Source organism: Bacillus sp. AMCV2 (assembly GCF_056033925.1).
This window is the reverse complement of record NZ_JBVYIB010000002.1, coordinates 3,985,159-4,011,425: the sequence shown is the minus strand read 5'-3', so window position 1 is coordinate 4,011,425 and position 26,267 is coordinate 3,985,159. Positions and strand designations below refer to the sequence as shown.

25 protein-coding genes, 4 tRNA genes and 2 pseudogenes are annotated in these 26,267 nt (G+C 44.4%); 27 read left to right on the top strand and 4 right to left on the bottom strand.

From position 1 onward, the window contains the following. Positions 1–154 precede the first annotated feature (154 nt). The 15 genes and pseudogenes from dnaB to AC0OMA_RS20545 form a co-directional block, all read left to right on the top strand. A complete protein-coding gene (gene dnaB / locus AC0OMA_RS20615) occupies positions 155–1,519 on the top strand; it encodes a replicative DNA helicase (RefSeq protein ID WP_003226923.1) in 1,365 nt (454 codons plus the stop codon). Positions 1,520–1,638: 119 nt separating this feature from the next. Next, the gene (locus tag AC0OMA_RS20610; protein WP_327845133.1) at positions 1,639–2,058 is read left to right on the top strand and encodes a VOC family protein; all 420 of its coding nucleotides are present in this window, start codon (positions 1,639–1,641) and stop codon (positions 2,056–2,058) included. A 205-nt stretch (positions 2,059–2,263) separates the two neighbouring features. Further along, positions 2,264–3,556 carry an adenylosuccinate synthase gene (gene purA / locus AC0OMA_RS20605; RefSeq protein WP_003226929.1) on the top strand — a complete coding sequence of 431 codons (1,293 nt, stop codon included), beginning with the start codon at positions 2,264–2,266 and terminating at the stop codon, positions 3,554–3,556. Between the two features lie 224 nt (positions 3,557–3,780). Beyond that, a tRNA-Lys gene (locus AC0OMA_RS20600) sits at positions 3,781–3,856 on the top strand. Between the two features lie 9 nt (positions 3,857–3,865). Beyond that, positions 3,866–3,937, top strand: a tRNA-Glu gene (locus tag AC0OMA_RS20595). A gap of 81 nt (positions 3,938–4,018) precedes the next feature. Next, positions 4,019–4,095, top strand: a tRNA-Asp gene (locus AC0OMA_RS20590). A gap of 35 nt (positions 4,096–4,130) precedes the next feature. Then, positions 4,131–4,203 (top strand) — tRNA-Phe (locus AC0OMA_RS20585). A gap of 384 nt (positions 4,204–4,587) precedes the next feature. Next, positions 4,588–5,295, top strand: coding sequence for a cell wall metabolism DNA-binding response regulator WalR (gene walR, locus AC0OMA_RS20580; protein WP_003244363.1), 708 nt, complete (start codon positions 4,588–4,590; stop codon positions 5,293–5,295). A gap of 7 nt (positions 5,296–5,302) precedes the next feature. Beyond that, positions 5,303–7,138, top strand: a complete 1,836-nt coding sequence (gene walK, locus AC0OMA_RS20575) for a cell wall metabolism sensor histidine kinase WalK (RefSeq protein WP_009968432.1) — start codon at positions 5,303–5,305, stop codon at positions 7,136–7,138. Next, positions 7,128–8,495, top strand: coding sequence for a WalRK two-component regulatory system regulator WalH (gene walH / locus AC0OMA_RS20570; protein ID WP_041518280.1), 1,368 nt, complete (start codon positions 7,128–7,130; stop codon positions 8,493–8,495). Before walK ends, walH begins: the two co-directional genes overlap by 11 nt. Then, complete coding sequence (gene walI / locus AC0OMA_RS20565; RefSeq protein WP_003244037.1) at positions 8,482–9,324, top strand: WalRK two-component regulatory system regulator WalI; 843 nt, start codon at positions 8,482–8,484, stop codon at positions 9,322–9,324. Before walH ends, walI begins: the two co-directional genes overlap by 14 nt. Before the next feature lie 21 nt (positions 9,325–9,345). Next, a complete protein-coding gene (locus AC0OMA_RS20560; protein ID WP_003226939.1) occupies positions 9,346–10,140 on the top strand; it encodes an MBL fold metallo-hydrolase in 795 nt (264 codons plus the stop codon). Between the two features lie 81 nt (positions 10,141–10,221). Continuing rightward, positions 10,222–11,424: a serine protease HtrC gene (gene htrC / locus AC0OMA_RS20555; RefSeq protein ID WP_474222402.1), complete on the top strand. Its 1,203-nt coding sequence runs from the start codon at positions 10,222–10,224 to the stop codon at positions 11,422–11,424. Between the two features lie 19 nt (positions 11,425–11,443). Beyond that, a pseudogene (locus AC0OMA_RS20550) lies at positions 11,444–11,569 on the top strand (hypothetical protein). 119 nt (positions 11,570–11,688) lie between these two features. Beyond that, a pseudogene (locus AC0OMA_RS20545) lies at positions 11,689–12,054 on the top strand (sensor histidine kinase); the annotation flags it as partial. On the opposite strand, the gene rocR reads toward AC0OMA_RS20545, so the two are convergent. Next, on the bottom strand, positions 12,036–13,421 hold the full coding sequence (gene rocR, locus AC0OMA_RS20540) for an arginine utilization regulatory protein RocR (RefSeq protein WP_063335901.1): 1,386 nt from the start codon (positions 13,419–13,421) through the stop codon (positions 12,036–12,038). The pseudogene AC0OMA_RS20545 and the gene rocR sit on opposite strands and share 19 nt — an antisense overlap. Before the next feature lie 240 nt (positions 13,422–13,661). On the opposite strand from rocR, the gene rocD reads away from it, so the two are divergent. From rocD to rocF, 3 genes are all read left to right on the top strand, one after another. Beyond that, the gene (gene rocD, locus AC0OMA_RS20535; protein WP_047183487.1) at positions 13,662–14,867 is read left to right on the top strand and encodes an ornithine aminotransferase; all 1,206 of its coding nucleotides are present in this window, start codon (positions 13,662–13,664) and stop codon (positions 14,865–14,867) included. 222 nt (positions 14,868–15,089) lie between these two features. Further along, on the top strand, positions 15,090–16,493 hold the full coding sequence (locus AC0OMA_RS20530) for an amino acid permease (protein WP_077670829.1): 1,404 nt from the start codon (positions 15,090–15,092) through the stop codon (positions 16,491–16,493). Between the two features lie 72 nt (positions 16,494–16,565). Next, complete coding sequence (gene rocF / locus AC0OMA_RS20525; protein ID WP_003226959.1) at positions 16,566–17,456, top strand: arginase; 891 nt, start codon at positions 16,566–16,568, stop codon at positions 17,454–17,456. 34 nt (positions 17,457–17,490) lie between these two features. On the opposite strand, the gene AC0OMA_RS20520 is transcribed toward rocF, so the two are convergent. Beyond that, the gene (locus tag AC0OMA_RS20520; protein WP_003226961.1) at positions 17,491–17,607 is read right to left on the bottom strand and encodes a Phr family secreted Rap phosphatase inhibitor; all 117 of its coding nucleotides are present in this window, start codon (positions 17,605–17,607) and stop codon (positions 17,491–17,493) included. After that, complete coding sequence (rapG, locus tag AC0OMA_RS20515) at positions 17,608–18,705, bottom strand: response regulator aspartate phosphatase RapG (RefSeq protein ID WP_063335900.1); 1,098 nt, start codon at positions 18,703–18,705, stop codon at positions 17,608–17,610. 110 nt (positions 18,706–18,815) lie between these two features. Between rapG and AC0OMA_RS20510 the strand changes: the two genes are divergently transcribed. From AC0OMA_RS20510 to fdhA, 6 genes are all read left to right on the top strand, one after another. After that, positions 18,816–19,286, top strand: coding sequence for a GNAT family N-acetyltransferase (locus tag AC0OMA_RS20510; RefSeq protein WP_474222401.1), 471 nt, complete (start codon positions 18,816–18,818; stop codon positions 19,284–19,286). Positions 19,287–19,427: 141 nt separating this feature from the next. Beyond that, positions 19,428–20,165, top strand: a complete 738-nt coding sequence (locus AC0OMA_RS20505; RefSeq protein WP_474222400.1) for a YiiX/YebB-like N1pC/P60 family cysteine hydrolase — start codon at positions 19,428–19,430, stop codon at positions 20,163–20,165. Between the two features lie 10 nt (positions 20,166–20,175). Next, the gene (locus AC0OMA_RS20500; RefSeq protein ID WP_327830185.1) at positions 20,176–21,339 is read left to right on the top strand and encodes a hypothetical protein; all 1,164 of its coding nucleotides are present in this window, start codon (positions 20,176–20,178) and stop codon (positions 21,337–21,339) included. A gap of 16 nt (positions 21,340–21,355) precedes the next feature. Next, the gene (locus AC0OMA_RS20495) at positions 21,356–21,604 is read left to right on the top strand and encodes a DUF2651 family protein (protein ID WP_181220354.1); all 249 of its coding nucleotides are present in this window, start codon (positions 21,356–21,358) and stop codon (positions 21,602–21,604) included. A 103-nt stretch (positions 21,605–21,707) separates the two neighbouring features. Beyond that, on the top strand, positions 21,708–21,878 hold the full coding sequence (locus tag AC0OMA_RS20490; protein WP_043940249.1) for a hypothetical protein: 171 nt from the start codon (positions 21,708–21,710) through the stop codon (positions 21,876–21,878). A gap of 62 nt (positions 21,879–21,940) precedes the next feature. Continuing rightward, positions 21,941–23,167: a formaldehyde dehydrogenase, glutathione-independent gene (gene fdhA, locus AC0OMA_RS20485; protein WP_003226972.1), complete on the top strand. Its 1,227-nt coding sequence runs from the start codon at positions 21,941–21,943 to the stop codon at positions 23,165–23,167. 34 nt (positions 23,168–23,201) lie between these two features. On the opposite strand, the gene AC0OMA_RS20480 is transcribed toward fdhA, so the two are convergent. Further along, positions 23,202–23,615 carry a hypothetical protein gene (locus tag AC0OMA_RS20480; RefSeq protein ID WP_181220352.1) on the bottom strand — a complete coding sequence of 138 codons (414 nt, stop codon included), beginning with the start codon at positions 23,613–23,615 and terminating at the stop codon, positions 23,202–23,204. Positions 23,616–23,799: 184 nt separating this feature from the next. On the opposite strand from AC0OMA_RS20480, the gene AC0OMA_RS20475 reads away from it, so the two are divergent. The 3 genes from AC0OMA_RS20475 to AC0OMA_RS20465 all read left to right on the top strand — a co-directional run bounded on the left by AC0OMA_RS20475 (position 23,800) and on the right by AC0OMA_RS20465 (position 25,846). Further along, a complete protein-coding gene (locus AC0OMA_RS20475) occupies positions 23,800–23,970 on the top strand; it encodes a CxxH/CxxC protein (RefSeq protein ID WP_080344249.1) in 171 nt (56 codons plus the stop codon). 80 nt (positions 23,971–24,050) lie between these two features. Further along, on the top strand, positions 24,051–24,530 hold the full coding sequence (gene rlmH / locus AC0OMA_RS20470) for a 23S rRNA (pseudouridine(1915)-N(3))-methyltransferase RlmH (protein WP_003243164.1): 480 nt from the start codon (positions 24,051–24,053) through the stop codon (positions 24,528–24,530). Between the two features lie 167 nt (positions 24,531–24,697). Then, the gene (locus AC0OMA_RS20465) at positions 24,698–25,846 is read left to right on the top strand and encodes an HNH endonuclease signature motif containing protein (RefSeq protein ID WP_214289427.1); all 1,149 of its coding nucleotides are present in this window, start codon (positions 24,698–24,700) and stop codon (positions 25,844–25,846) included. Positions 25,847–26,267 lie beyond the last annotated feature (421 nt).

Below are 26,267 nucleotides of genomic sequence, written 5' to 3'. Positions count from 1 at the left end.
CATGTTTTATTGCATTTTTCCCGCCTTGTTACTGTCCGAAACGATCCAATCTGCTAACTGAAAAAAACAGGAAACAGACAATTTTTCTATTTTTTTTCTGTAGAAATGGTAGAATGGAGGTTGGAGATTTTTTAATGAGAGGACGGTGCTTAGCATGACAGACCTTCTGAATGACCGGCTTCCTCCGCAAAATATAGAAGCCGAACAAGCCGTGTTAGGCGCTATTTTTTTACAGCCGTCTGCTTTAACACTGGCTTCAGAAGTATTGATTCCAGATGATTTCTATAGAATGTCCCACCAAAAAATCTATAATGCGATGCTGGTGCTCGGTGACCGAGGTGAACCGGTTGATCTGGTGACGGTAACATCAGAGCTTGCGAACACAGACCTGCTGGAAGAAGTAGGCGGCATTTCATATTTGACAGATATCGCAAACTCGGTGCCGACAGCGGCTAACATAGAATATTACGCGAAAATCGTTGAGGAAAAATCGATTCTTCGCCGATTAATCAGAACTGCGACAACGATTGCTCAAGACGGGTATACCCGTGAGGATGAGGTCGAGGATTTACTCAGTGAAGCGGAAAAAACGATTATGGAAGTGGCACAGCGCAAAAACACGAGTGCCTTCCAAAATATTAAGGACGTCCTTGTCCAGACCTATGATAATATCGAACAGCTTCACAATCGAAAAGGTGATATCACGGGAATTCCAACAGGGTTTACGGAGCTTGACCGGATGACTGCGGGTTTCCAGCGCAACGACTTGATCATTGTGGCTGCCCGTCCGTCAGTAGGGAAAACAGCCTTTGCCCTGAACATCGCACAAAACGTGGCGACAAAGACCGATGAGAGCGTTGCAATTTTCAGTCTAGAGATGGGTGCCGAGCAGCTCGTTATGCGTATGCTTTGTGCCGAGGGAAATATCAATGCCCAGAATCTCCGTACAGGTAACCTGACCGAAGAGGATTGGGGCAAGCTGACGATGGCAATGGGAAGCCTGTCGAACAGCGGGATTTACATCGACGATACACCGGGTATTCGAGTGAGTGAAATCCGTGCCAAGTGCCGCCGCTTGAAGCAGGAAAGCGGACTGGGCATGATTTTGATCGATTACCTGCAATTGATTCAGGGAAGCGGTCGTTCAAAGGACAACCGTCAGCAGGAAGTTTCTGAAATTTCCCGTGAACTGAAGTCGATTGCCAGGGAGCTGCAAGTCCCTGTTATCGCGCTTTCTCAGCTTTCCAGGGGTGTTGAGCAGCGTCAGGATAAACGTCCGATGATGTCTGATATCCGGGAATCAGGAAGTATCGAGCAGGACGCGGATATTGTCGCGTTCCTTTATCGTGATGACTACTATGACAAAGAAACTGAGAATAAAAATATTATCGAAATTATTATCGCCAAACAGCGTAACGGCCCGGTAGGAACCGTGTCTCTTGCGTTCGTAAAAGAATACAACAAATTCGTCAACCTGGAACGGCGTTTTGATGACGCAGGCGTTCCGCCCGGCGCATAAGCCCCAAGAGCAGCTCTTGGGGTTTTTTCATTCGAAAGATGGAAGAAATACCGTTCGCTCAGCGGATGAAAATTTGAAAGCGTTTTAATAAAATGGTGCGAAAAGGAGATGGTAACAATATGGGAGAACGTTTTTCGTCTTTTCACGCAGCACAAATCCGAATTACGCGTCCTACGGGCCAGCTTGATGAGATTATTCGTTTTTACGAAGAGGGACTGTGTTTGAAACGAATAGGAGAATTTTCACAGCACAACGGGTATGACGGTGTCATGTTCGGCCTTCCTCATGCCGATTATCATTTGGAATTCACCCAGTATGAAGGGGGAAGCACTGCCCCCGTTCCCCATCCCGACAGCCTTCTTGTTTTTTATGTGCCGAATGCAGATGAACTGGCAGCGATCACTTCAAAGCTAAAACACATGGGCTATCAAGAGGTCGATTCAGAGAACCCGTACTGGAGCAATGGGGGCGTGACGATAGAGGACCCGGACGGCTGGCGGGTCGTTTTTATGAATTCAAAAGGGATATCAGGCAAGTGATTCTTTCTTATGCTAAAGGATGAAAGTTTCACAAGCTTTTTATGACAAAACAGTGAGAAAACGCTTATAAAACGAATGGAAGCGAACGAATATAGATTTACAATAATTTAATGTTCGGATTTACAATTGACTTTCTGTTTCTTCACTGATAAACTTGATTTGTTTGAATAGAATCGTTTTGAAAGGTTAACGGAGGTGCACGGACATGTCTTCAGTAGTTGTAGTAGGTACGCAATGGGGCGATGAAGGAAAAGGTAAAATTACAGATTTCCTATCAGAAAATGCAGAAGTGATCGCCCGTTATCAAGGCGGAAATAACGCAGGGCATACAATCAAGTTTGACGGAATCACATATAAGCTTCACTTAATCCCGTCTGGAATTTTCTATAAGGATAAAACGTGTGTAATCGGAAACGGAATGGTTGTAGATCCGAAAGCATTAGTCACAGAGCTTGCGTATCTTCATGAGCGTAATGTGAGTACAGATAACCTGAGAATCAGCAACAGAGCTCACGTCATTCTGCCGTATCATTTGAAATTGGATGAAGTGGAAGAAGAGCGTAAAGGGGCTAACAAGATCGGCACAACGAAAAAAGGAATCGGCCCTGCTTACATGGATAAAGCAGCCCGCATCGGAATTCGCATCGCGGATCTGTTAGACCGTGACGCGTTTGCGGAAAAGCTTGAGCGCAATCTTGAAGAAAAAAACCGTCTTCTTGAGAAAATGTACGAGACAGAAGGGTTTAAACTTGAGGATATCTTAGACGAATATTATGAGTACGGCCAGCAGATTAAAAAATATGTTTGCGATACATCTGTTGTCTTAAACGATGCTCTTGATGAAGGGCGCCGTGTATTATTTGAAGGCGCACAAGGGGTTATGCTCGATATCGACCAAGGAACATACCCGTTTGTTACGTCATCTAACCCGGTTGCCGGCGGTGTCACGATCGGTTCTGGTGTCGGCCCGACCAAAATCAAGCACGTTGTCGGTGTATCAAAAGCATATACGACTCGTGTCGGCGACGGTCCTTTCCCGACTGAGCTGAAGGATGAAATCGGCGATCAAATCCGTGAAGTCGGACGCGAATATGGAACAACAACAGGCCGCCCGCGCCGTGTCGGCTGGTTTGACAGCGTTGTTGTCCGCCACGCCCGCCGTGTGAGCGGAATTACAGATCTTTCTCTGAACTCTATTGACGTCCTAACAGGAATTGAAACGTTGAAAATCTGTGTGGCGTACCGCTACAAAGGCGAAATTATTGAAGAATTCCCAGCAAGTCTTAAAGCACTTGCTGAATGTGAGCCGGTTTATGAAGAAATGCCAGGCTGGACTGAGGATATTACAGGTGCGAAGAGCTTGAGCGAGCTTCCGGAAAATGCGCGCCATTATCTTGAGCGTGTGTCTCAGCTGACAGGCATTCCGCTTTCTATTTTCTCTGTCGGTCCAGACCGCTCACAAACAAATGTCCTTCGCAGTGTGTACCGCGCGAACTAAATAGAATATGTCTGCAAGCCCCTATATCAGGGGCTTGTTTTTTGTTTGAAAGCCGCATATAAGTTGGTCTGAGAAAAAAATATGAAAAAAAACCAAAAAAGTTATTGCCACTTCTATTTGTTCGTGATATTATAAATCTCGTTGTTACGGAAACTGCTTCAATAGAGTACAAGATGAGAACTAGATCTAAGTCGTTTGCTCTATAGAAATTCCGACATCTTTAAGAGCCATTAGCTCAGTTGGTAGAGCATCTGACTTTTAATCAGAGGGTCGAAGGTTCGAGTCCTTCATGGCTCACCATTTCGTGAAGGCCCGTTGGTCAAGCGGTTAAGACACCGCCCTTTCACGGCGGTAACACGGGTTCGAATCCCGTACGGGTCATTGATTTACTTTAGCGTTATTGCTAAATTCCTTATTTGTCTGTGAGAGCTGACACGACAGCTCTCCGGGCAATTACTGTAAGGTCCGGTAGTTCAGTTGGTTAGAATGCCTGCCTGTCACGCAGGAGGTCGCGGGTTCGAGTCCCGTCCGGACCGCCATTTTACTTTACTTAGTAGAGAAAAATAAAACATTTGGCTCGGTAGCTCAGTTGGTAGAGCAACGGACTGAAAATCCGTGTGTCGGCGGTTCGATTCCGTCCCGAGCCACTTACCAAACGCATCTGCAATCGTAGGTGCGTTTTTTCTTTTAGGAAAAAGGCAAACATGAGGAGTGTTATAATAGAAGAAAAAGGGAGAACCGGCCCTGCGGCCGGTTCAAAGAAGAAGACGTCATTGATAAAGACGCACTCCGATGAGGGGAGGTTTCAATAAAGTTATCTTTTTTTAAAAAAAGTTGACCAGCATGACAATAGATAAACAACTGGCGATAAAGGTGAAACTTGTGTTTTTTTTCTAAACCTTTATTTTTTTTATCTTTTGACCTTAAACCGTTATAATAGACAAGGACCCATTCTTTACATGGGCCATAAGTGATGAAACGAATGTTATATAGATGAAATGAAGTCATTCGGCAGGAGGAAAATCAAAATGATGGATAAAAAGATCCTTGTAGTAGATGATGAAAAACCGATTGCAGATATATTGGAATTTAACTTAAGAAAAGAAGGCTATGAAGTGCACTGTGCCCACGACGGAAACGAAGCCGTTGAAATGGTAGAAGAGCTTCAGCCTGATTTAATTCTTTTAGATATTATGCTCCCGAATAAAGACGGCGTTGAAGTATGCCGCGAAGTCAGAAAGAAATACGATATGCCAATCATTATGCTGACGGCTAAGGATTCAGAAATTGACAAGGTTATCGGGCTTGAAATCGGTGCTGATGACTATGTCACAAAACCATTCAGCACACGCGAGCTCTTGGCGCGTGTAAAAGCGAACCTGCGCCGCCAGCTGACAACAGCGCCTGCGGAGGAAGAGCCTTCCTCTAACGAGATTCATATCGGCTCTCTCGTCATCTTCCCTGACGCGTACGTTGTATCAAAACGAGACGAAACAATCGAATTGACTCATCGTGAGTTCGAATTGCTTCATTATTTAGCAAAACATATCGGACAAGTGATGACCCGTGAACATTTGCTTCAAACCGTTTGGGGCTATGATTACTTCGGCGATGTCAGAACGGTTGACGTAACAGTCCGTCGGCTTCGTGAAAAAATCGAGGACAACCCGAGCCATCCAAATTGGATCGTCACACGCCGCGGTGTAGGTTATTACTTGAGAAACCCAGAACAGGACTAATGCCCATATGAATAAGGTTGGTTTTTTTCGGTCGATCCAATTTAAGATTACCTTGATTTATGTGCTTTTGATTATCATTGCCATGCAAATCATTGGTGTGTATTTTGTCAATCAGGTAGAGAAGTCGCTGATCAGCTCTTATGAACAATCGCTGAATCAGCGAATCGACAACCTTTCTTATTATATCGAACAAGAATATAAGAGCGATAACGACAGCACAGTTATAAAGGATGACGTCAGCCGTATTTTGAATGACTTCACGAAAAGTGATGAGGTTCGGGAAATTAGCTTTGTAGATAAAAGCTATGAAGTGGTCGGTTCTTCAAAGCCGTATGGTGAGGAAGTGGCTGGGAAACAAACGACCGATCTGATTTTCAAAAGAATTTTTTCTACCAAACAGTCGTATTTAAGAAAATATTATGACCCGAAAAGCAAAATCAGAGTTCTTATTTCCGCGAAGCCCGTTATGACTGAAAACCAAGAGGTTGTCGGCGCGATCTATGTTGTCGCGAGTATGGAAGATGTCTTTAATCAAATGAAGACGATCAACACGATACTGGCGTCCGGCACAGGTTTGGCACTTGTTTTGACGGCTCTTCTCGGTATTTTTCTGGCAAGAACCATTACCCATCCGCTTTCAGATATGCGAAAGCAGGCGATGGAGCTTGCGAAAGGGAATTTCTCGAGGAAGGTTAAAAAGTACGGGCATGATGAAATTGGGCAGCTGGCCACAACGTTTAACCACTTAACGAGAGAGCTTGAAGATGCCCAGGCGATGACTGAAGGAGAACGCAGAAAGCTAGCCTCTGTCATTGCCTATATGACAGACGGCGTAATCGCTACAAACCGAAACGGAGCGATTATTCTCTTAAACAGCCCAGCGCTGGAGCTGTTGAACGTTTCACGTGAAACAGCCTTGGAAATGCCGATTACGAGTTTGCTGGGGCTTCAAGAGAATTATACGTTTGAAGATTTAGTGGAGCAGCAGGATTCTATGCTGCTTGAAATTGAGCGCGATGATGAATTAACGGTGCTTCGCGTGAATTTCTCTGTGATTCAAAGGGAACACGGCAAAATTGATGGTTTAATCGCTGTCATTTACGATGTAACCGAACAAGAGAAAATGGATCAGGAACGCAGAGAATTCGTTGCGAATGTATCACATGAGCTGCGGACGCCGCTTACGACAATGCGCAGCTATTTAGAAGCGTTAGCTGAAGGCGCGTGGGAAAATAAAGACATTGCTCCGCGCTTCTTAATGGTGACGCAAAATGAAACAGAGCGTATGATTCGGCTTGTCAATGATCTGCTTCAGCTGTCGAAATTTGACAGTAAGGATTATCAATTTAACCGGGAATGGATTCAGATTGTCCGGTTTATGTCACTTATTATTGACCGTTTCGAAATGACAAAAGAGCAGCATGTGGAGTTTATCCGCAATCTGCCGGACAGAGATCTGTACGTCGAGATTGACCAGGATAAAATAACGCAGGTGCTCGATAATATTATTTCTAACGCTTTAAAATATTCACCGGAAGGCGGACATGTCACGTTCTCGATTGATGTCAATGAAGAGGAAGAACTTCTCTATATCAGCGTGAAGGATGAAGGGATCGGCATTCCGAAAAAAGATGTCGAAAAAGTCTTTGACCGCTTCTACAGGGTGGATAAAGCGAGAACGAGAAAACTTGGCGGCACCGGTCTGGGATTGGCGATTGCCAAGGAAATGGTACAGGCGCACGGCGGAGATATTTGGGCGGACAGCATAGAAGGAAAAGGCACGACGATTACATTTACTCTTCCATATAAAGAGGAACAAGAGGATGATTGGGATGAAGCGTGAAAATATAAAAACGATATTACTTACGGTACTCGTCGTCATCAGTCTTGTTTTTACATGGGGGATATGGACGTTCCAGCCAAACTTTTCTGAAGGCTCATCCTCAACAGAGTCTACTGTTCGTGTGAAACATAAAATCGAAAAAACCACCCAAAAGCTGTCTGAAACGGTAAGGCCGAGGGACATGTTTATCCATGATGACGGCGCTCATTACAAGGTGGATGACAATGCCCTCTATGAAGAAATTTGGTCTGACTTGCCGCATTGGGATGTGAAAGGAATTAAAGATATTTCGGATCAGTATGACAAGGCTGGATTCAAAAGCTGGTTTTATGGAATAGGCGGTTCTGAAGCCAAGCTTGACTTGCAATTCAGCGATACGATTCCGATTGATATTTTCCAAACGCTGTTTAAATGGTCTAATCAGTCGTTTGAATACAGTTCGTTTGATCATATTCTGATCCCGTTCAATGAAACAAAAGCGAACAAGAAAATCTATTTGGTGTCTTACAGCAAACAGCTCATTCTTGAAGTGACGGTTGAATCGGCAAACTACCGGAACATTATGAATGACTTGAAAAACAGGCAATCAAATATGCCGGCGTTCAGTTTGTTCTCCATTGGCTCAAAGAAAGAGTTCTTGCTGCCGAACAAACCGCTTACGATGGACAAAAAAGAATTTGTCACAGAATCGATTAAAACAAATACCTTTAAGCAGGCTTTGTTTAGTGATCCGAGCATTGTAAGAGAAGATTCGAATTACAACAACAGAAATGTGCTGACAGATGGGATCAGCCGTTTAGATGTAAATCTAAGCCAGCGACAGGTGCAATTTCAGCAGCGCAATTTGGTGCAGAGCACATCCTATCAAACAGGTGAATTAATCAAAAAGAGCCAAAAATACCTTGAGGATACCGGAAGCTGGACGGATCACTATCAATTTTTCAATATCAATGACAGCCAGCAGCTGAGCTTCTATATCTTTATGGATCAGATCCCGGTCATTAACAGCACCGCCAAACCTTTCGGAGCGACATCGGCGATTACGATGCAATGGGCGAATGATGATATTCTCAGCTATAAGCGGCCGAATTACAGTCTCGGAACGAATCCGATTAAAACAAGTGAAACAGAGCTCATGAGCGGCAGCGAAGTGAGGATGCTGCTTTCGAAACAAACCGCTTATGATACGGACAAAATTGATCAGATCTTCCTTGCTTATCAATTGGTATCAACATCAACCAACGATGATCCTCTCGTTGAACTGGAACCGGTTTGGGCGATGAAAGTAAATGGAAAAATTGTGCCGATTACAAAGGATTTATTGAGGAAGGAGGGGGCTAGCAGTGGAGTGGAATAAGACAAAATCAATCTTCATCGTTGCCTTCCTCATTTTAGATATTTTCTTAGGCTATCAGTTTTTTCAAAAATGGCAGGCTACCGGAAAAGAATATGAAGTCATTAAAAATGATGTCGAGCATGACATGAAGGCCGATCATATCACGTATGAAGGCTTGAATAAGGAAGCGACAGAAGGCTATCGGATCACGGCAAATCAAAAATCTTTCTCCAAGGAGGAAATTGAGGCGCTGAAGGATCAAAAGCCTTTGATGGACATGCCTAGTGATGATCATAAAGTAACGAGCCTGAAAATGAAGTTTGCAAATCCAATCGCCCTATCAAAGAAGGATATCGAGGACGATGCTCAGGCACTTGTTTCTTCGAAAATTCAAGATGGCGAAAAATATAAGCTTTGGAAGGTTGATAAATCGAAGAAAGAAATTATTTTCTTCCAAACGTACGAAGGTCATTATATTTACCAAAAGACCGACAATCCCTCTAATATGATCGGGCAAGTGGTGCTGCACTTAAACGGTAAAAACGAGGTTGTGTCATACGACCAGACTACGCTTGAGACCTTCAAGCAAATCCAGAAAGAAAGCTTAATTACTGAAATGGATGCGGTTGAGCTATTGTACTATCAAAATCAATTGAAAGAATACAGCACTGTGAAGAGCTGTAAATTCGGCTATGTAGCACAATATCCGCTGACAAGTACGCAGGTGCTGGCGCCGGTATGGAGAATTACGGTCGAGTACGAGAAAAAAGTGAACGGTGAGAAAAAGACAGTACAAGAGTATTTTACTGTGAATGCTTTGGAGAGTACGATTTTAGATACAGATCAATGAAAATAATGGAGTGAGACAAACATGAGCTTGCAATTTAGCGTACTTGCGAGCGGGAGTACGGGAAATGCGTTTTACCTCGAAACAGAGGATCACGCATTTTTAGTGGACGCCGGTTTGAGCGGAAAAGCCATGGATGGGCTGATGGCGCAGATCGGGCGTAAGCTGGATGATGTAGACGGCATTTTTGTGACGCATGAGCATAGTGACCATATTAAGGGCCTTGGTGTCGTCGCCAGAAAGTACAAGCTTCCGATCTATGCGAATGAGAAGACTTGGAAAGCGATGGAGAATCAAATCGGCAAAATTGACACCGATCAAAAGTTTGTATTTCCGATGGAGACGGTGAAGTCGTTCGGCGGACTTGATGTTGAATCGTTTGGCGTTTCCCACGATGCGGCGGAACCGATGTTTTATGTATTCCATTATAACGGCCGAAAGCTCGCGTTAATGACAGATACGGGATATGTCAGCGACCGGATGAAAGGCATTATCCGTTCAGCGAATGTGTTTGTGTTTGAAAGCAATCACGATGTCGGTATGCTGCAAATGGGAAGATACCCATGGAGCATTAAGCGGCGGATTTTAAGTGACGTCGGGCACGTTTCAAATGAAGATGCTGCCTTGGCGATGACGGATGTCATTGGCGATGAGACGTCTCGTATTTACCTGGCGCATTTGAGCCAGGACAATAACATGAAGGAGCTGGCAAGAATGTCCGTGCAGCAGACATTGGCTTCTAAAGGATTTGTGACGGGCGAGACATTTGACTTGTATGACACCGATCCGAAGAAGGCCACTCCGCTTTGCGCTGTATAATTTTTCTATGTAAATCATGACTATTCTAGGAGTTTCTAACCCACAATATAACCATATTAACGTTCTTGGAAAGGATGGAATATGGTGGATTACGAACGTGAGGAAGAACATACTACTCCTGAACAGCCAAAGAGAAGAAAAAAAGGATATTTTCTTTCGAGCCTGATTGGCGTGATTGTCGGTGCCGTATTAATGGCGTTTATCATGCCGTACCTTTCAAATGAAGGGCTAGATACAGGCGCCTTAGATCAGCAGCAGAACAACAACGGCCGGGAATCAATCAGGACGGTGAATGTCAGTGTCAACAATGCCGTCACCAAGATTGTCAGCAATGTGTCGCCCGCCGTTGTCGGTGTTGTGAACATCCAAAAATCAGATATTTGGGGAGAGAGCGGCGAGGCTGGGAGCGGCTCTGGCGTCATCTATAAGAAAAATGACCATTCCGCTTATGTCGTGACCAACCATCATGTCATCGAAGGCGCTTCCCAAATTGAAATCAGCTTGAAAGACGGCTCACGTGTATCAGCTGATCTTGTCGGCAGCGACCAGCTGATGGACCTTGCCGTTTTACGGGTGAAAAGCGATAAGATTAAAGCAGTCGCCGATTTCGGAAATTCAGATAAAGTGAAGTCTGGGGAGCCGGTTATTGCGATCGGGAACCCGTTAGGCCTTGAGTTTGCTGGCTCTGTCACACAAGGCGTCATCTCAGGTACGGAGAGGGCGATCCCAGTGGATTCAAACGGTGATGGACAGCCTGACTGGAACGCAGAAGTCCTGCAAACAGATGCGGCCATTAATCCTGGGAACAGCGGCGGTGCTTTGTTAAATATGGATGGGAAGGTCATTGGCATCAATTCAATGAAAATTGCCGAGTCGGCGGTTGAAGGGATTGGCCTGTCGATTCCATCTAAGCTCGTGATCCCTGTGATAGAGGATTTAGAGAGATACGGAAAGGTCAAACGCCCGTTCCTTGGGATTGAGATGAAATCGCTAAGCGACATCGCAAGCTATCATTGGGATGAAACATTAAAGCTTCCTAAGAATGTCACCAATGGAGCGGTTGTGATGGGTGTAGACGCCTTTTCACCTGCCGGAAAAGCGGGACTGAAGGAACTGGATGTCATCACGGAATTTGACGGATACAAAGTAAATGATATTGTTGACCTGCGAAAACGGCTTTATCAGAAAAAAGTCGGTGACCGGGTGAAGGTGAAGTTTTACCGCGGCGGAAAAGAAAAATCTGTAGACATCAAGCTGTCCTCCGCAGACCAATTAGGCAGTTAATAAAAGCAGTCTGGCATCGTTGCCAGGCTGTTTTGATATGCAAAAAACTGAACGAGGGTCACGCCCGTTCAGTTGAAAAGGATATATCGAATATGAAGAAAAATACAAGATGGATGTTACACGTGAAACAGCAAACAGCAGTTAGCTGCAAATACTTCCGTTCTCTGTATGGACTTTAATGGTTTGTACCGTGTGGTTGCTGGCTGTGATGGTGATGATGTACACATAGGTGCCATTTTCTTTTTTCAATGCAAAAGAAGAGATGTAGTGTTTGACCAGGATAAGATGAAACAGGTCATTCTGAATTTGGTTTATACCGCAGTGCAGTATACAAATGAGAAAACCAGTGCCATCACCATCTGTCTGCAAAGAGGCAGTGACGGCGTGATGCTGATGATAGCGGACAACGGCACAGGGATCGCACCGGAGCATTTGCCGCATTTATTTGACCGATTTTACAGGGCAGACCCATCCCGCTCCCGGAAATATGGAGGTTCGGGATTAGGCCTTGCCATAACGAAATCGATTATCGACAGCCACAATGGGACGATTGAAGTGAAAAGTGAAATCGGCAGAGATACTGTTTTCCTGATCAGGCTTCCTGCCCCGGATTATTCGTTAGACGAGTGAGAAAATTTCTTCAGCCGATATTGGAGGCTTTGTCTGCTGATGCCAAGCTCCTGAGCAGCTTTCGAGATGTTATGGCCGTGTTTTCTTAACACGTTCTCTATCACATATTTTTCGAAGCTCTCCATTTTTTCTTTTAAGTCCGCGGCCGGCTGGTGTCTTGGTGTTTCCGGCTCTGGGATGTCAGCCGGCTTGATTTTCATGCGGTATTGATAGGGCAGATGGGAGGCCGTAATCGTTTGCTCGTCCGTCATGAAATTCATTGCGCCTTCAATCATATGCTCAAGCTCGCGAATATTTCCCGGCCAGTCATAAGAAAGGAAAAATTGCTTCACGTCTTCGCTGATGTGTTCAACATTCATTTGGAACAGATGGTTGTTTTTCTGGATGAACTCCGACGCGAGAAGCAAAATGTCTTCTTTTCGTTCCCGAAGCGGCGGGATGATCAGTGTGACGACACTCAGCCTGTAATACAAGTCCTTCCGCATTCGTTCGCCGGCAATCGCGTCAATTGGGTCTTCATTCATCGTGGCAATAATACGTACGTCAATCGGTGTATCCTTTGTCGAACCAATGCGCCTGATTTTCCGTTCTTGAAGGGCGCGCAGCAGCTTCGCCTGAAGGCTGAGATTCAGCGAGTTGATTTCATCTAACAGCAGCGTCCCGCCGTGAGCTTGTTCAAACAGGCCGGGCTGGTCGACAGCGCCGGTAAACGCGCCTTTTTTCGTCCCAAACAAAATGCTTTCCACAAGGCTGTCTGGCAGTGCCGCACAGTTTTGCGAAATAAACGGGCCGCCTGAACGATCGCTGCCATTATGAATACTTTGCGCGAACAGCTCTTTTCCCGTGCCGGTTTCGCCTGCGAGAAGGACAGATGATGACGTGCGGGTTGCCCGCTTGGCGTTTTCGATGACGTCTTGAATGGCCGGGCTGGTGCCGAGGATGCTGTCAAACGTATAGGTGGTGCTGCCTTTTTTGTTCATATTTTCCCTGATCAGCCGTTCAAGCTTTGTCACATCCTTGGCAATTTCAACGGCGCCCTTGATTTTGCCGTCCTGGACGATGGGATATGTATGATTGATCGTCGTAATTTCCTGGCCTTTATTATTGAAATAGCTCTGTTTGACGTTTTTAATCGTCTTGCCTTCCTGAAGAGCCTGTACCAGTGTGCTGTCCTGCTGCTTTGAAAACATAAACACATCCATCAGGTTTTTATTCAAGACGTCATGCTTCTCCATATCTTCAATCTGCATCATTTTATTGTTATAAACGATTGTGTTTCCATGCTCGTCTACCACGTGCAGGCCAACATCGATTTCATCTAAAATACTCTGAAAAACCAATGTGAGGAATTCGCTGTCTTTGACCACTGTATGAACCTCCCTCAATTATTTTCTTAATATTGCTTCTATTTTATAAAAAAATGGAGAGGATATGCAAAAGAATTTTGCACTTGCTGGAATTTTTGCTCGAAATATCAGAATGTTTTTGCACCTTGTCCTCGAAAATTGTAGAAAACACACGAATTCTTGATTTGGCACAGAACTTGCATTTATATAAAGGGAAAGCAGGATAACATGTTGAAACAGAAAACAAGGGGGAATTCAAATATGTCAGCTTTATCTAAATCCAAAGAAATTATTGATCAGACGTCTCATTACGGAGCCAACAATTATCATCCGCTCCCGATTGTTATTTCTGAAGCGCTGGGTGCTTGGGTAAAGGACCCGGAAGGCAATGAATATATGGATATGCTGAGTGCTTACTCTGCGGTAAACCAGGGGCACAGACACCCGAAAATCATTCAGGCATTAAAGGATCAGGCTGATAAAATCACCCTCACGTCACGCGCGTTTCATAACGATCAGCTTGGGCCGTTTTACGAAAAAACAGCTAAACTGACAGGCAAAGAGATGATTCTGCCGATGAATACAGGAGCCGAAGCGGTTGAATCTGCGGTGAAAGCGGCGAGACGCTGGGCGTATGAAGTGAAGGGCGTAGCTGACAATCAAGCGGAAATTATCGCTTGTGTCGGGAACTTCCACGGCCGCACAATGCTGGCGGTATCTCTTTCTTCTGAAGAGGAATATAAACGAGGATTCGGCCCGATGCTTCCGGGAATCAAACTCATTCCTTACGGCGATGTGGAAGCGCTTCGACAGGCCATTACGCCGAATACAGCGGCATTCTTGTTTGAGCCGATTCAAGGCGAAGCGGGCATTGTGATTCCGCCGGAAGGATTTTTACAGGAAGCGGCGGCGATTTGTAAGGAAGAGAATGTCTTGTTTATTGCGGATGAAATTCAAACGGGTCTCGGACGTACAGGCAAGACATTTGCCTGTGACTGGGACGGCATTGTTCCGGATATGTATATCTTGGGCAAAGCGCTTGGCGGCGGTGTGTTCCCAATCTCATGTATTGCGGCGGACCGCGAGATCCTAGGCGTATTTAACCCTGGCTCACACGGTTCAACATTTGGCGGAAACCCGCTTGCATGTGCAGTGTCTATCGCTTCATTAGAAGTGCTGGAGGATGAAAAGCTGGCGGATCGTTCTCTTGAGCTTGGCGAATACTTTAAAAGCGAGCTTGAGAGCATTGACAACCCGGTTATTAAAGAAGTCCGCGGCAGAGGCCTGTTTATCGGTGTGGAATTGACGGAAGCGGCACGTCCGTATTGTGAGCGTTTGAAGGAAGAAGGGCTTTTATGCAAGGAAACGCATGATACAGTCATTCGTTTTGCACCGCCATTAATCATTTCCAAAGAGGATTTGGATTGGGCAATAGAGAAAATTAAGCACGTGCTGCAAAACGCATAAATCCGCACCATGGCGGGATATTCACTTCGTTTGTATAAATTTACAACAGAAAAATCAGCACTCCCTATTTGCTCAGCTACAGTATTTTAGTATAATGTATCTTTATGAGAAGAAGTGAATTTTATATTAAATAGATAGAGACTCTTTGGACAGCAAACTGGGATAGCACCATGCAGATGTTCCAGCTTAGATCCAATACAAGTTGCTGAAGGGGTGCAGAATGTGAATACAAACCAAGATAACGGAAATCAGCTCCAGCGGACAATGAAATCACGCCATTTGTTCATGATTTCATTGGGCGGAGTGATCGGAACCGGTTTCTTCCTTGGAACCGGGTTTACCATTAACCAAGCGGGACCGCTCGGCGCGGTTCTGTCCTATTTAGTGGGCGGCTTTATCATGTTTTTGACGATGCTCTGCTTAGGAGAGCTGGCAGTCGCCTTTCCTGTGTCGGGGTCCTTCCAGACCTATGCCACGAAATTTATCAGCCCGGCCTTCGGGTTTGCGTTCGGCTGGCTGTACTGGCTCGGCTGGGCGGTTACATGCGCCATTGAATTTTTATCAGCGGGGCAGCTGATGCAACGCTGGTTTCCGCATATAGACGTATGGATCTGGTGTCTGGTCTTTGCGGCACTGATGTTTATTTTAAATGCGATCACCACAAAAGCCTTTGCGGAATCTGAATTCTGGTTCTCAGGCATTAAAATTTTGATTATCCTTTTATTTATTATTCTCGGCGGAGCTGCCATGTTTGGCCTGATTGATCTGAAGGGCGGAGAGCAGGCGCCGTTTTTGACACATTTTTATGAAGACGGGTTATTTCCGAACGGCATAAAGGCCATATTGATAACGATGATTACCGTGAACTTTGCGTTCCAGGGAACTGAGCTGATCGGGGTTGCGGCCGGAGAAAGTGAAAACCCTGAAAAAACGATTCCGCGGTCGATCAAACAGACAGTATGGAGAACGCTTGTCTTCTTTGTGCTTTCAATCATTGTCATTGCCGGCATGATTCCGTGGAAACAGGCGGGTGTCGTGGAAAGTCCATTTGTTGCCGTATTTGAGCAAATCGGAATCCCATATGCAGCTGATATCATGAACTTTGTTATTTTAATCGCGCTGTTATCTGTTGCGAATTCAGGTTTATACGCATCAACGCGTATCCTGTACGCGATGGCGAATGAAGGACAGGCCTTCAAAGCGCTCGGCAAAACAAATCAGCGAGGTGTGCCGCTGAACGCGTTAATTGTAACGATGGCTGTGGCTTGCCTGTCGCTTCTGTCAAAAGTGGCGGCGGCTGAAACCGTATATATGGTGCTGTTATCATTGGCGGGCATGAGTGCGCAGGTCGGCTGGATCGCGATTTCGCTTTCCCAAATCATGTTCAGACGCAAATATATCCGTGAGGGCGGGAAGATAGAAGATTTGAAATTTAAAACACCGCTGTACCCGGTGCTTCCGCTGATCGGCCTAACATTAAATACGGTCGTGCTCATCAGCCTTGCATTTGATCCGGAGCAGCGTATCGCGCTGTATTGCGGCGTACCGTTTATGGTCATTTGCTACATCATTTATCATGTCGTCATTAAAAAACGCCAGCAGGCGAATCGTCAGCTAGAGCTTTAAAACGTTGTCCGCAAGTCATCTTTGTTATAACCCGCATAGGACATTATCTTAAATGTTGAGGTGGAATCACAGATGGATAAAACGATTTCGGTTATTGGAATGCCAATGGATTTAGGACAAGCACGACGCGGAGTAGATATGGGCCCGAGTGCCATCCGGTACGCTCATCTGATCGAGCGGCTGTCAGACATGGGGTATACGGTTGAAGATCTCGGTGACATTCCGATCAACCGTGAAAAAATCAAAAATGACGAGGAACTGAAAAACCTGAATTCTGTTTTGGCGGGAAATGAAAAACTCGCGCAAAAGGTCAACAAAGTCATTGAAGAGAAAAAATTTCCGCTTGTCCTGGGCGGTGACCACAGTATTGCGATCGGCACGCTGGCAGGCACAGCGAAGCATTACGATAATCTCGGCGTCATCTGGTATGACGCGCACGGCGATTTGAATACACTTGAAACTTCACCATCGGGCAATATTCACGGCATGCCGCTCGCGGTCAGCCTCGGCATTGGCCACGAGTCACTGGTTAACCTTGAAGGCTACGCGCCTAAAATCAAACCGGAAAACGTGGTCATCATTGGCGCCCGGTCACTTGATGAAGGGGAGCGCAAGTATATTAAGGAAAGCGGCATGAAGGTGTACACAATGCACGAAATCGACCGTCTTGGCATGACAAAGGTCATTGAAGAAACCCTTGATTATTTATCAGCATGTGATGGCGTCCATCTGAGCCTTGATCTGGACGGACTTGATCCGAACGACGCACCGGGTGTCGGAACCCCTGTCGTCGGCGGCATCAGCTACCGGGAGAGCCATTTGGCTATGGAAATGCTGTATGACGCAGGCATCATTACCTCAGCCGAATTCGTTGAGGTTAACCCGATCCTTGATCACAAAAACAAAACAGGTAAAACAGCAGTAGAGCTCGTAGAATCCCTGCTAGGGAAGAAGCTGCTGTAATAAGAAAACCCCCGCACCCGCGGGGGTTTTTCATTTATCCAATCATTTTCTCAGCGACTTTCATCTCCTGTGAATGGGTTTGATGGTCCGCAATAAACCAACCTGATAAAATCACCGCTGCGACGCCTGCGCCAATCAGAAATCTTTTCATTTATATAACCTCCGTTCGTTTAATCAGTTCTTCAATCTGTAATGCTTCATAAAAAAAGTGGGAAGCTTCTTTGTAAAGCTCAAGTTCCCTATACCGTTCGCCAGCCAAAATGGAAAGTTCTCTTACACTGTCATACTCTTTCTCGGACAACAAGTCATCCATATGTTGTTTGCATAAGTGAAACGTTTCCGCATGACCCCCTTCTGCATAAATGGCATATAAAATGTCTATTTTTGCCTCACATATTCTATTCGGCTCAGCAGTCAATTTTTCCTTCACGTCTTGGTAATAAGATAAGGCCTGTTCTTTCTTTTGGATCTTAAACAGCTCTCGTATCAGCAAGTAGGCAGAATGATAATAATAGGCGGAGCGGGCATACTCTTCGTTCTGTAAGGCTTCCTCTAATTTCGAAACCGCTTCTTCTGATTTGCCGCTTTGCGCATGAAGAAGGCCGAAGTTATGCAAAAGCTGGGCTTCAAAAAAATGATCCTCTAATTCACTCGTGATCCGAATTGCTTCGTCCAAATAAGCCTCAGCTTCTTCAAACTGGCTCATCTCTGTAAAATTGCCTGACATGGTAATCAGCGCTGAAGCCAGCTTCTTTTTATAATCAGTCTCTTCCCTGAACGTTTTGACCGCTTGCCGTGTATGATTGAGGGATACAATATTTTGTCCCAGCTTATAATAGAGCTTTCCGACCTTCAGGTGAAATTCGGCTTTCTCAATCGGATCGGGAATGTTGTCGAGATACTGCTCTGCATCTTTATACAGCCCAATGGCAATATCATAATTATTTTTATAGGCCTCATACATGCCTTCAAACAGAAAAAAGTAATATTTCAGCATGTCAGACGTAGCATTCATATGAGAAGGCTCCTCATGCTGAAAGCCCTGTCCTCTCGCCTCGTGAAGCAAAACCTTGTGGCGCAGTTCCAATAAAGAGAAGTAGGCCAGCACCTCCTGATCCTCTTCCATGTCATCCAATAAAGGCTTCACTTCTTCAAATAAACGGGAGGATTCTTCAACTTCATGTTTCTTGATAGCAAGGTACCAATCGTTGAGCATGCTAGCGATTTCTGCGGGTGCAATCTTATTCATGTGAAACTCCTTTCTCTAGTGACTTATCAATCTCAGTTGCTTATTCTGATAGTAACACCTCTTTCTATTTTATGTAAAATCCTCTAGTCAATATATGAAGGAGAGATGATATGACAATCATGCTGACCACAATGCAGACAGAAGAATTTCGGTCTTATCTCACATACACAACAAAGCATTACGCGAAAGAAAAGGTAAAAGCGGGAACATGGCTGCCTGAAGATGCACAGCTTTTGTCTAAGCAGGCGTTTACTGATCTGCTTCCGAGAGGGCTGGAAACACCCCATCACCATTTGTGGAGCCTCAAGCTGAATGAAAAGGATATCGTTGGCTGGCTCTGGATACATGCTGAACCGGAACATCCGCAGCAGGAAGCGTTTATTTATGATTTCGGGTTATATGATCCGTATCGGGGAAAGGGCTACGCAAAGCAAGCATTGGCGGAATTAGATCAAACGGCACGCAGTATGGGAATCCGCAAGCTGTCCCTTCATGTCTTTGCTCATAATCAGACGGCGCGAAAGCTATATGAGCAAACCGGATTTCAAGAAACAGACGTAGTGATGAGCAAGAAGATTTAATGAAAAGGGCCTGAAAAAGGCCTTTTTCTGTAAATGATTTCTAAAAATTCTGTAAATAACCTAGTTACTTTCCTTATTTTCCTAATATAATGTGGGTGAGGAAATTATCTTTCCTACACTCACAAGAAAAGAGGAGATGTAATGAAGTTGAAGAAACGAGTGTCGATGTTTTTGGTAGCGCTTACAATGTGCGGCAGCCTGATTGTTTCTCCCGCCAAAGCTGTAAAGACCACAAATTATGCGGAAGAAATCGCCGCACTGCAGCCAGGCACGACACCGGAAGAAATCATGAAATCTGCCAGCCAGATTGCCAAACAACAGCACGTAAAGCAGGACGTTATCCTAAAACAGTTCTATAAGGAAATCACGGCTGATAAAGCAGAGGGAGACCGGCTCGCCAAGGAAAGCGGCATGTCTATCATGGGCGGGTCGTCCGGCACGAAAAAACTCCCGACAAGCGCGAAAGGCAATATCTATTACACGAACTCCTACACAGCCTACTACAATCACGGCCACGTCGGCATGTACTCCGCCGCTGACAAAATTGTTGAATCTGTCCCGAGCGACGGCGTCAGGCAGATCGCTTATAATGCCAGAGACGTGGAAGACAACTCCATTGTGCAAACCGTCAGCGTATCCTCATCTCAAAAAACAGCTGCTGCCGACTGGGCGGTATCAAAAGTCGGCGACCCATACTCATTTAACTTCGTCAATAACAGAAATACCGGCCATGACGGCGCCAAAAACTGTTCAAAGCTCCTATGGTCTGCCTTTTTGCTGAAAGCAGGCATTGATATAGACAGCAACGGAGGCTTAGGCGTGTATCCGCGCGATATCACAAGTTCTTCGTATACGACAACCATCATGACCATTTACTAAGGAGAAGGATATGAAAAAGTGGATGATTACCATCGCCATGCTGATTCTCGCAGGAATCGCACTATTTGTCTTCATTTCTCCTCTCAAAAGCCATAAAACCGTAAGTCAGCAGGATCTCAGAAACCCCGATTTCCTGGATGACAAAGAAGTCCTGCTGTATTTCTCATCCTCTGCGGATCAAGATGCATTTGGCGGCGGGAAAAGCTACGCCCTGTTTATCAGCCAGGACGGGACGCTGTCTTCCTTTAAGATGAAGGGCCTTGAGCTGGGCTCAGCCAAGGTTCACGGCGACAGTGTGATGCTGGAGGACAAAAACAAGATTTATACGATCAAAAACGGTCTGCGCTCCCATAAAAGAACCTATCAGCACACAGGCGACAGCGCAGGCTTTCTGCAAAACACGGACGGCTTTTATACCTTATACAACTCCGGCTACGACAAAAAGGGAGACGGATACCGCTCAGAGCTGTACCGCCAGATGGACGGAGAGTGGAAAAAAGACATCATCCCCTACTACATCCGAGCCTCCGGTTTCCATGATGGCGCCATTTATGCACTCGTCCCGACAGATGATGAAAAAGGCTATCAGCTCCTTCAGATTCAAGCAGATCAGAAGAAGCTTACCTATCACACCATAACGGAATGGCAGTACCGGGAAGGAGCCTCAGTCGAATCCCAGCTTGCTGTGGACGACCAAGCTGTTTATGTTATGGTTCGCGGCCAAAAAGCCCGCAATCTCTATCAAATGGTCAAGATCAACAAAAAAAGCGGCAAAGTAGAGCTGCACGACATCGCCGAATACAAAAACGACGAACAAACGATATATAGCTCCATGCCCTTCAGCTTTAAAAACAGCTTTTTCCCTTATGACGGGAACCTGTATTTCATTGACGGCTTCGGAAAGGTACACAAAATTGATGCCAAGACAGGAAAAACAAGCATCGCCTTTACCTTTTCCCAGGACAAAATGAAAGCCGATTTCAAAGAAATCACCCAAAAAGGCAGCAGCCTCTATTTCTTCACATACACGTATAACAAGCCTGCCTACATTGAACAGTACAGTCTGAAAACCGGAAAGAAAATGAAGGAAAAAGAGATTGGGAAGGTAAAGGATGTCGTGACGCCGAAGAGTCATTTGAAGCTGTATGATGTTGAGGTGATGAAGGGGTTTTAAGGGCAAGGAGGTTTGTATGGGAGCTATCGCCGTTTTATTTATCGTTTTTGGTTTTCCGATCATCGCAGGTGTATTTGGTATAGCGGGTCATTTTTTATTTAAAAGATTTTGGGTGGCACCGCTCATCGTTCTTATCACGAGCTTGATATTGTTAGTTACGTTAGCTTCGGGCAATAGCTCATTCATATTTTGGGTTGTTATGTATACGGCAATTGCGTTAGTAACCAGTATTGTCACATTATTTCTCAGGAAATTTTTTGAGTGATCTCAAATTATGAAGAGACTGGTATGAAGTCTCTTTTTTTGTTGAACCGAAGTTTGCAGAGATTTTGGGTATGTTTTAGAAACGAATCTAAAGGAGGAATTACATGAAAACCAAACGGGTTATTCTTCTGGCAGTTATGATCTGCCTGGTTTCGGCCATTACTGTGTTCTTGTTAAATGGATGTAAAGTCGACTTCTTAGACATCGGCGGAACCATTATTGGATGCTTTCTTGGCATATTTGTTGTTGTAAGAATACAGAAAAAACAGTCGTGAAAAAGGGAAAGAGTCATGCCGAACCGAAGTCATGTTCAAGGACGCAAAGTCCAAACACATGAATGGGAGGAATGGCGTTGACAGGAAATAAAGCGGTTGTGTACAAAGGCAAAGGGACTGTAGCGGTGGAGGATATCGGTTATCCGGAGTTAATCTTAAGGGACGGGCCCGGCGTTCCGAAGGCGAATGTGAATCGAAAATGTGAGCATGGGGTTATTCTCAAAGTCATTACAACCAACATTTGCGGAAGCGACCAGCATATGGTCAGAGGCCGCACAACGGCGCCTGAAGGCTTGGTGCTCGGGCATGAAATTACCGGAGAAGTCATTGAAACGGGGCGTGATGTTGAATTTATCAAAAAAGGCGACATCGTATCCGTTCCTTTCAATATTGCCTGCGGACGCTGTGTGATGTGCAAAACGCAGAAAACGCATGTGTGTCTGAATGTCAATCCGGACCGGCCGGGATCGGCTTACGGCTACGTCGATATGGGCGGCTGGGTCGGCGGCCAGTCTGAATACGTCATGGTGCCATACGCTGATTTTCAGCTTTTGGTATTCCCTGATAAAGAACAGGCGTTAGAAAAGATTCTCGATTTGACCATGTTGTCCGACATTTTCCCGACCGGCTTCCACGGAGCTTACACAGCGGGCGTGCAAACAGGTTCAACCGTTTATATCGCGGGAGCGGGGCCTGTTGGCTTGGCAGCTGCACACTCCGCTCAGCTCCTAGGCGCCTCCACCGTGATTGTCGGCGATCTGAACGAAGACAGACTGGCACAGGCGAGAAGCTTCGGCTGTGAAACGGTCAACGTGCAAAAACACGACCGCCTCGGCGAGCAAATTGAACAAATACTAGGTGAACCAACCGTTGATGCCGCAGTGGACTGTGTCGGCTTTGAAGCATCCGGACACGGCAATCAAGGAGAAGCGCCTGCCGCCGTGCTGAACTCAATCATGGACGTCACCCAGGTCGGAGGCAGCCTTGGCATTCCAGGCTTATACGTGACCGAAGATCCCGGCGCAAAGGATGCGGACGCCAAAACAGGCTCACTAAAAATCCGCTTCGGACTCGGCTGGGCCAAAGCCCACACCTTCGTCACCGGACAAACACCCGCCATGACATACAACCGCAATTTGATGAAAGCGATCCTGAGCGGCAGAGCGCAGATCGCAAAAGCAGTCAACGCCACCGTCATTTCTCTGGACGACGCGCCAAAAGGCTACAGCGACTTCGACAAAGGCGCAGCCAAAAAATTCGTCATCGATCCGCATGGAACATTGAAGTAAAAGAAAAAGCCGGACGTTCTCAGAACGCCGGCTTTTATTGCTGGTCATCTGTTTCTTCAAAGCGATCTCCTGATTCGTCTTGTACGATTAAATCCCCTTCGATTTTGTCCAGTCCAATCAGAATATAAGGGTTTTTCTCATTTGCCTTGGGAGCGGGTTTTCGCGTCACAGTTACAACCGTTTCTTTAGATGAGAATTTGACGTCTGACATCTCAAGCTGTTTGTCGTTCTCGCTGCTTCCGAGAGACACCACGACCATTTTTTTGCCTTCTGAAATGGTGAAGACTTGATATCCTTTTACGTCATCATGCATTTGAAGATAATTAGCATATAATTCTAGCTCTGAACCGCCTTCACTGATACGATCCTTCTCTAACACCCAATAAGACGGCTGACACCCAGCAAGCAACAGCATGATCACAAAAAGCCAAACCCATTTGAAGCGCAAACGCAGACCTCCCCAAACATTGTTTACATCCAACCTAACATACGAGCGAGATAGAGTCATCAACAGCTTGTTTGTCGAATTGTGGATAAAACTCAGCCCGAAGCACTACTAACATGTGAATAAATAGGTTATATTGGGAAGAGAATATTTGCAAAAACGCAAGAAACCATCGGAGGATTTGAACATGAAACAAACGTATTATTCCTGTGAAGAACACATCGAAACCGTGCTGGATATGTACATAGACGACCACGAGCTGCCGCCCGAAATCAGAAAAATCGAACATACTAACAGTTTATCCACAGGCTGTGAATTATGTGGAGACCCCGCAGTATATATAGTGGGGAACGAATGATCTTACACAAAATACAGAAAAGATATCCACAATTGTGGACAACATATATGAATAACTTGTTTCTAAAGTGGGGATGACTTGTGAATATCAATATTGTGACAATCGGAAAACTAAAAGAAAAATACCTCAAGCAAGGTATTGAAGAATACACCAAACGACTTTCGGCCTACGCAAAAATCGACATCATCGAACTCCCGGACGAAAAAGCGCCGGAAAACCTAAGCGACCAGGACATGAAAATCATAAAAGACAAAGAAGGCGACCGCATTCTATCAAAAATCAGCCCCGACGCCCATGTCATCGCCCTCGCCATCGAAGGAAAAATGAAAACATCCGAAGAACTAGCCGATACAATAGATAAGCTGGCTACTTATGGAAAAAGCAAAGTCACCTTCGTCATCGGCGGATCACTCGGATTGAGTGACACAGTGATGAAGCGAGCGGATGAGAAGCTGTCATTCTCGAAAATGACGTTCCCTCATCAGTTGATGCGTCTTATTCTGGTGGAGCAGATTTATCGGGCTTTTCGGATTAATCGTGGGGAGCCTTATCATAAGTAAATGAGGTTTTATTGCAGGTGTTTATAATAGTAGATATGTGAATCCTAAAATATATTAGCTAATATTTTAAAGCTCAGAGATTATTAAGTATAGAACGCTTAGTTAGAGTAATGTGAATCTTGAATACAGTCAAAGTAAGAGAGACTAAAGTGATGGTTTTAAAGGAGATGAACGAGGTGAGCAGAAAGATAAGTACTCAGGTTGAAAGAAGGATATATGCTGAATCTATGGGGAGATGTATGAATCCAGACTGTAAAGTAGAATTATTTAAAGATAGTGGCGACATAATGGAAAAGGCTCATATAATTCCGTATTGTGATACTAAAGACAACTCGTATGAAAATTTAATTATTTTATGCCCAAATTGTCATACAAACTTTGATAAAAACAATGCATTCAGTGCAGATGATGTTGAAAAATGGAAAAAAATACGCAAGGCTGAGTTTGAGCGTTTTTTTAGTAAAGAGTATGATACTTTTGAGGATTTAAAAAGTGAAGTAGTTCCATTGTTACTACATAATCAAGCAATCTTTGAAAACTATTATTCAGAAGACCAAAGGGGATTGTGGGACATTTTTGAAGGTGAGATTTTATCAAATAATAGAATACTAAGAAAAATTTTAAAACACAATACTAAGTTGATTCAAAAGCATTCTCAGGAAAGCTACTCAAACTTAGCAATAGTACAAAAATTTATGCTTCATATTGATGAATTTGAAGCTACTCGAATAAGTAAAGAAAAAATAAGACATGTATTATTTCCGACTGAGATTAATTCTTTGTTTGGAATAAAACCTTTACAGAAAGACTTTATACCATCTGTAGAGTCTATTGAGAGTTTAATAGCAGTATTGCTGAATAAGGGGGAATTTGAATCTATTGTTTTAGGCATTGATAATCCATATATACAGGTTAAAAAAGACAGTAGTTCTGAAAAAATTTATCTAAATGATACTCCAAGGTTAAGGCAAATATACTATGATAGCAAATGTTTTAGGAAAGTTAATGTTCGATTTGAAAGTTTAAATTATGCTCTAAAAGTTATAAAATCAAGAGGTTTAAATTTTGATTTTTTAGAGATAGACAATCTAAAAGAAATTACAGTAAATGGTGTAAAGATAGTTTTTATTTATGAGTATTGCTTAAGTAAAGTTAAATTACAACAACTATGTCCAGAGGAAAAATGTGTGGTTTTAAACTTACATAATTGGAATGGTGAGTGTTGTATTTCAGGGGAAGCATACGAACTAGCAAAAGAAATGAAAGTAACGTTACTAACAATGGATAAATTTTATAAATACATTGATGGCATTTAACACAAAAGATTTTGTCATTCAGAAAATCCTGCATCATATAGAATTGTTTGAGTTATTTAAAAGTGTATATTTATTTGGGTCAATTCTCAATGAGAATAGATCCCCAAATGATATAGATTTATTGCTAGTTTACAAAGATTTTTCTAATCAACTTTTAATTGATTTGGATAAGATAGTCACTTTTTTTGATCAATCATATGAACTCTCCTTTGATTTAACTGTACTAAGTGAACATGAGGAAGAAGAGTCAGGTTTTATAATTAGATTAACCTCAAATTACTTAAGACTGAAATAACAAATTCCTATATTTAATATGTCCTGTACTTCGTTCAGTTATGCAAACCGATATTAACCGAGCCTCTCATTGTCCGTTCTCTAGTTTTCGCATTTATCGTGAAACGCTTTCGCGTTTTTCGTGCGC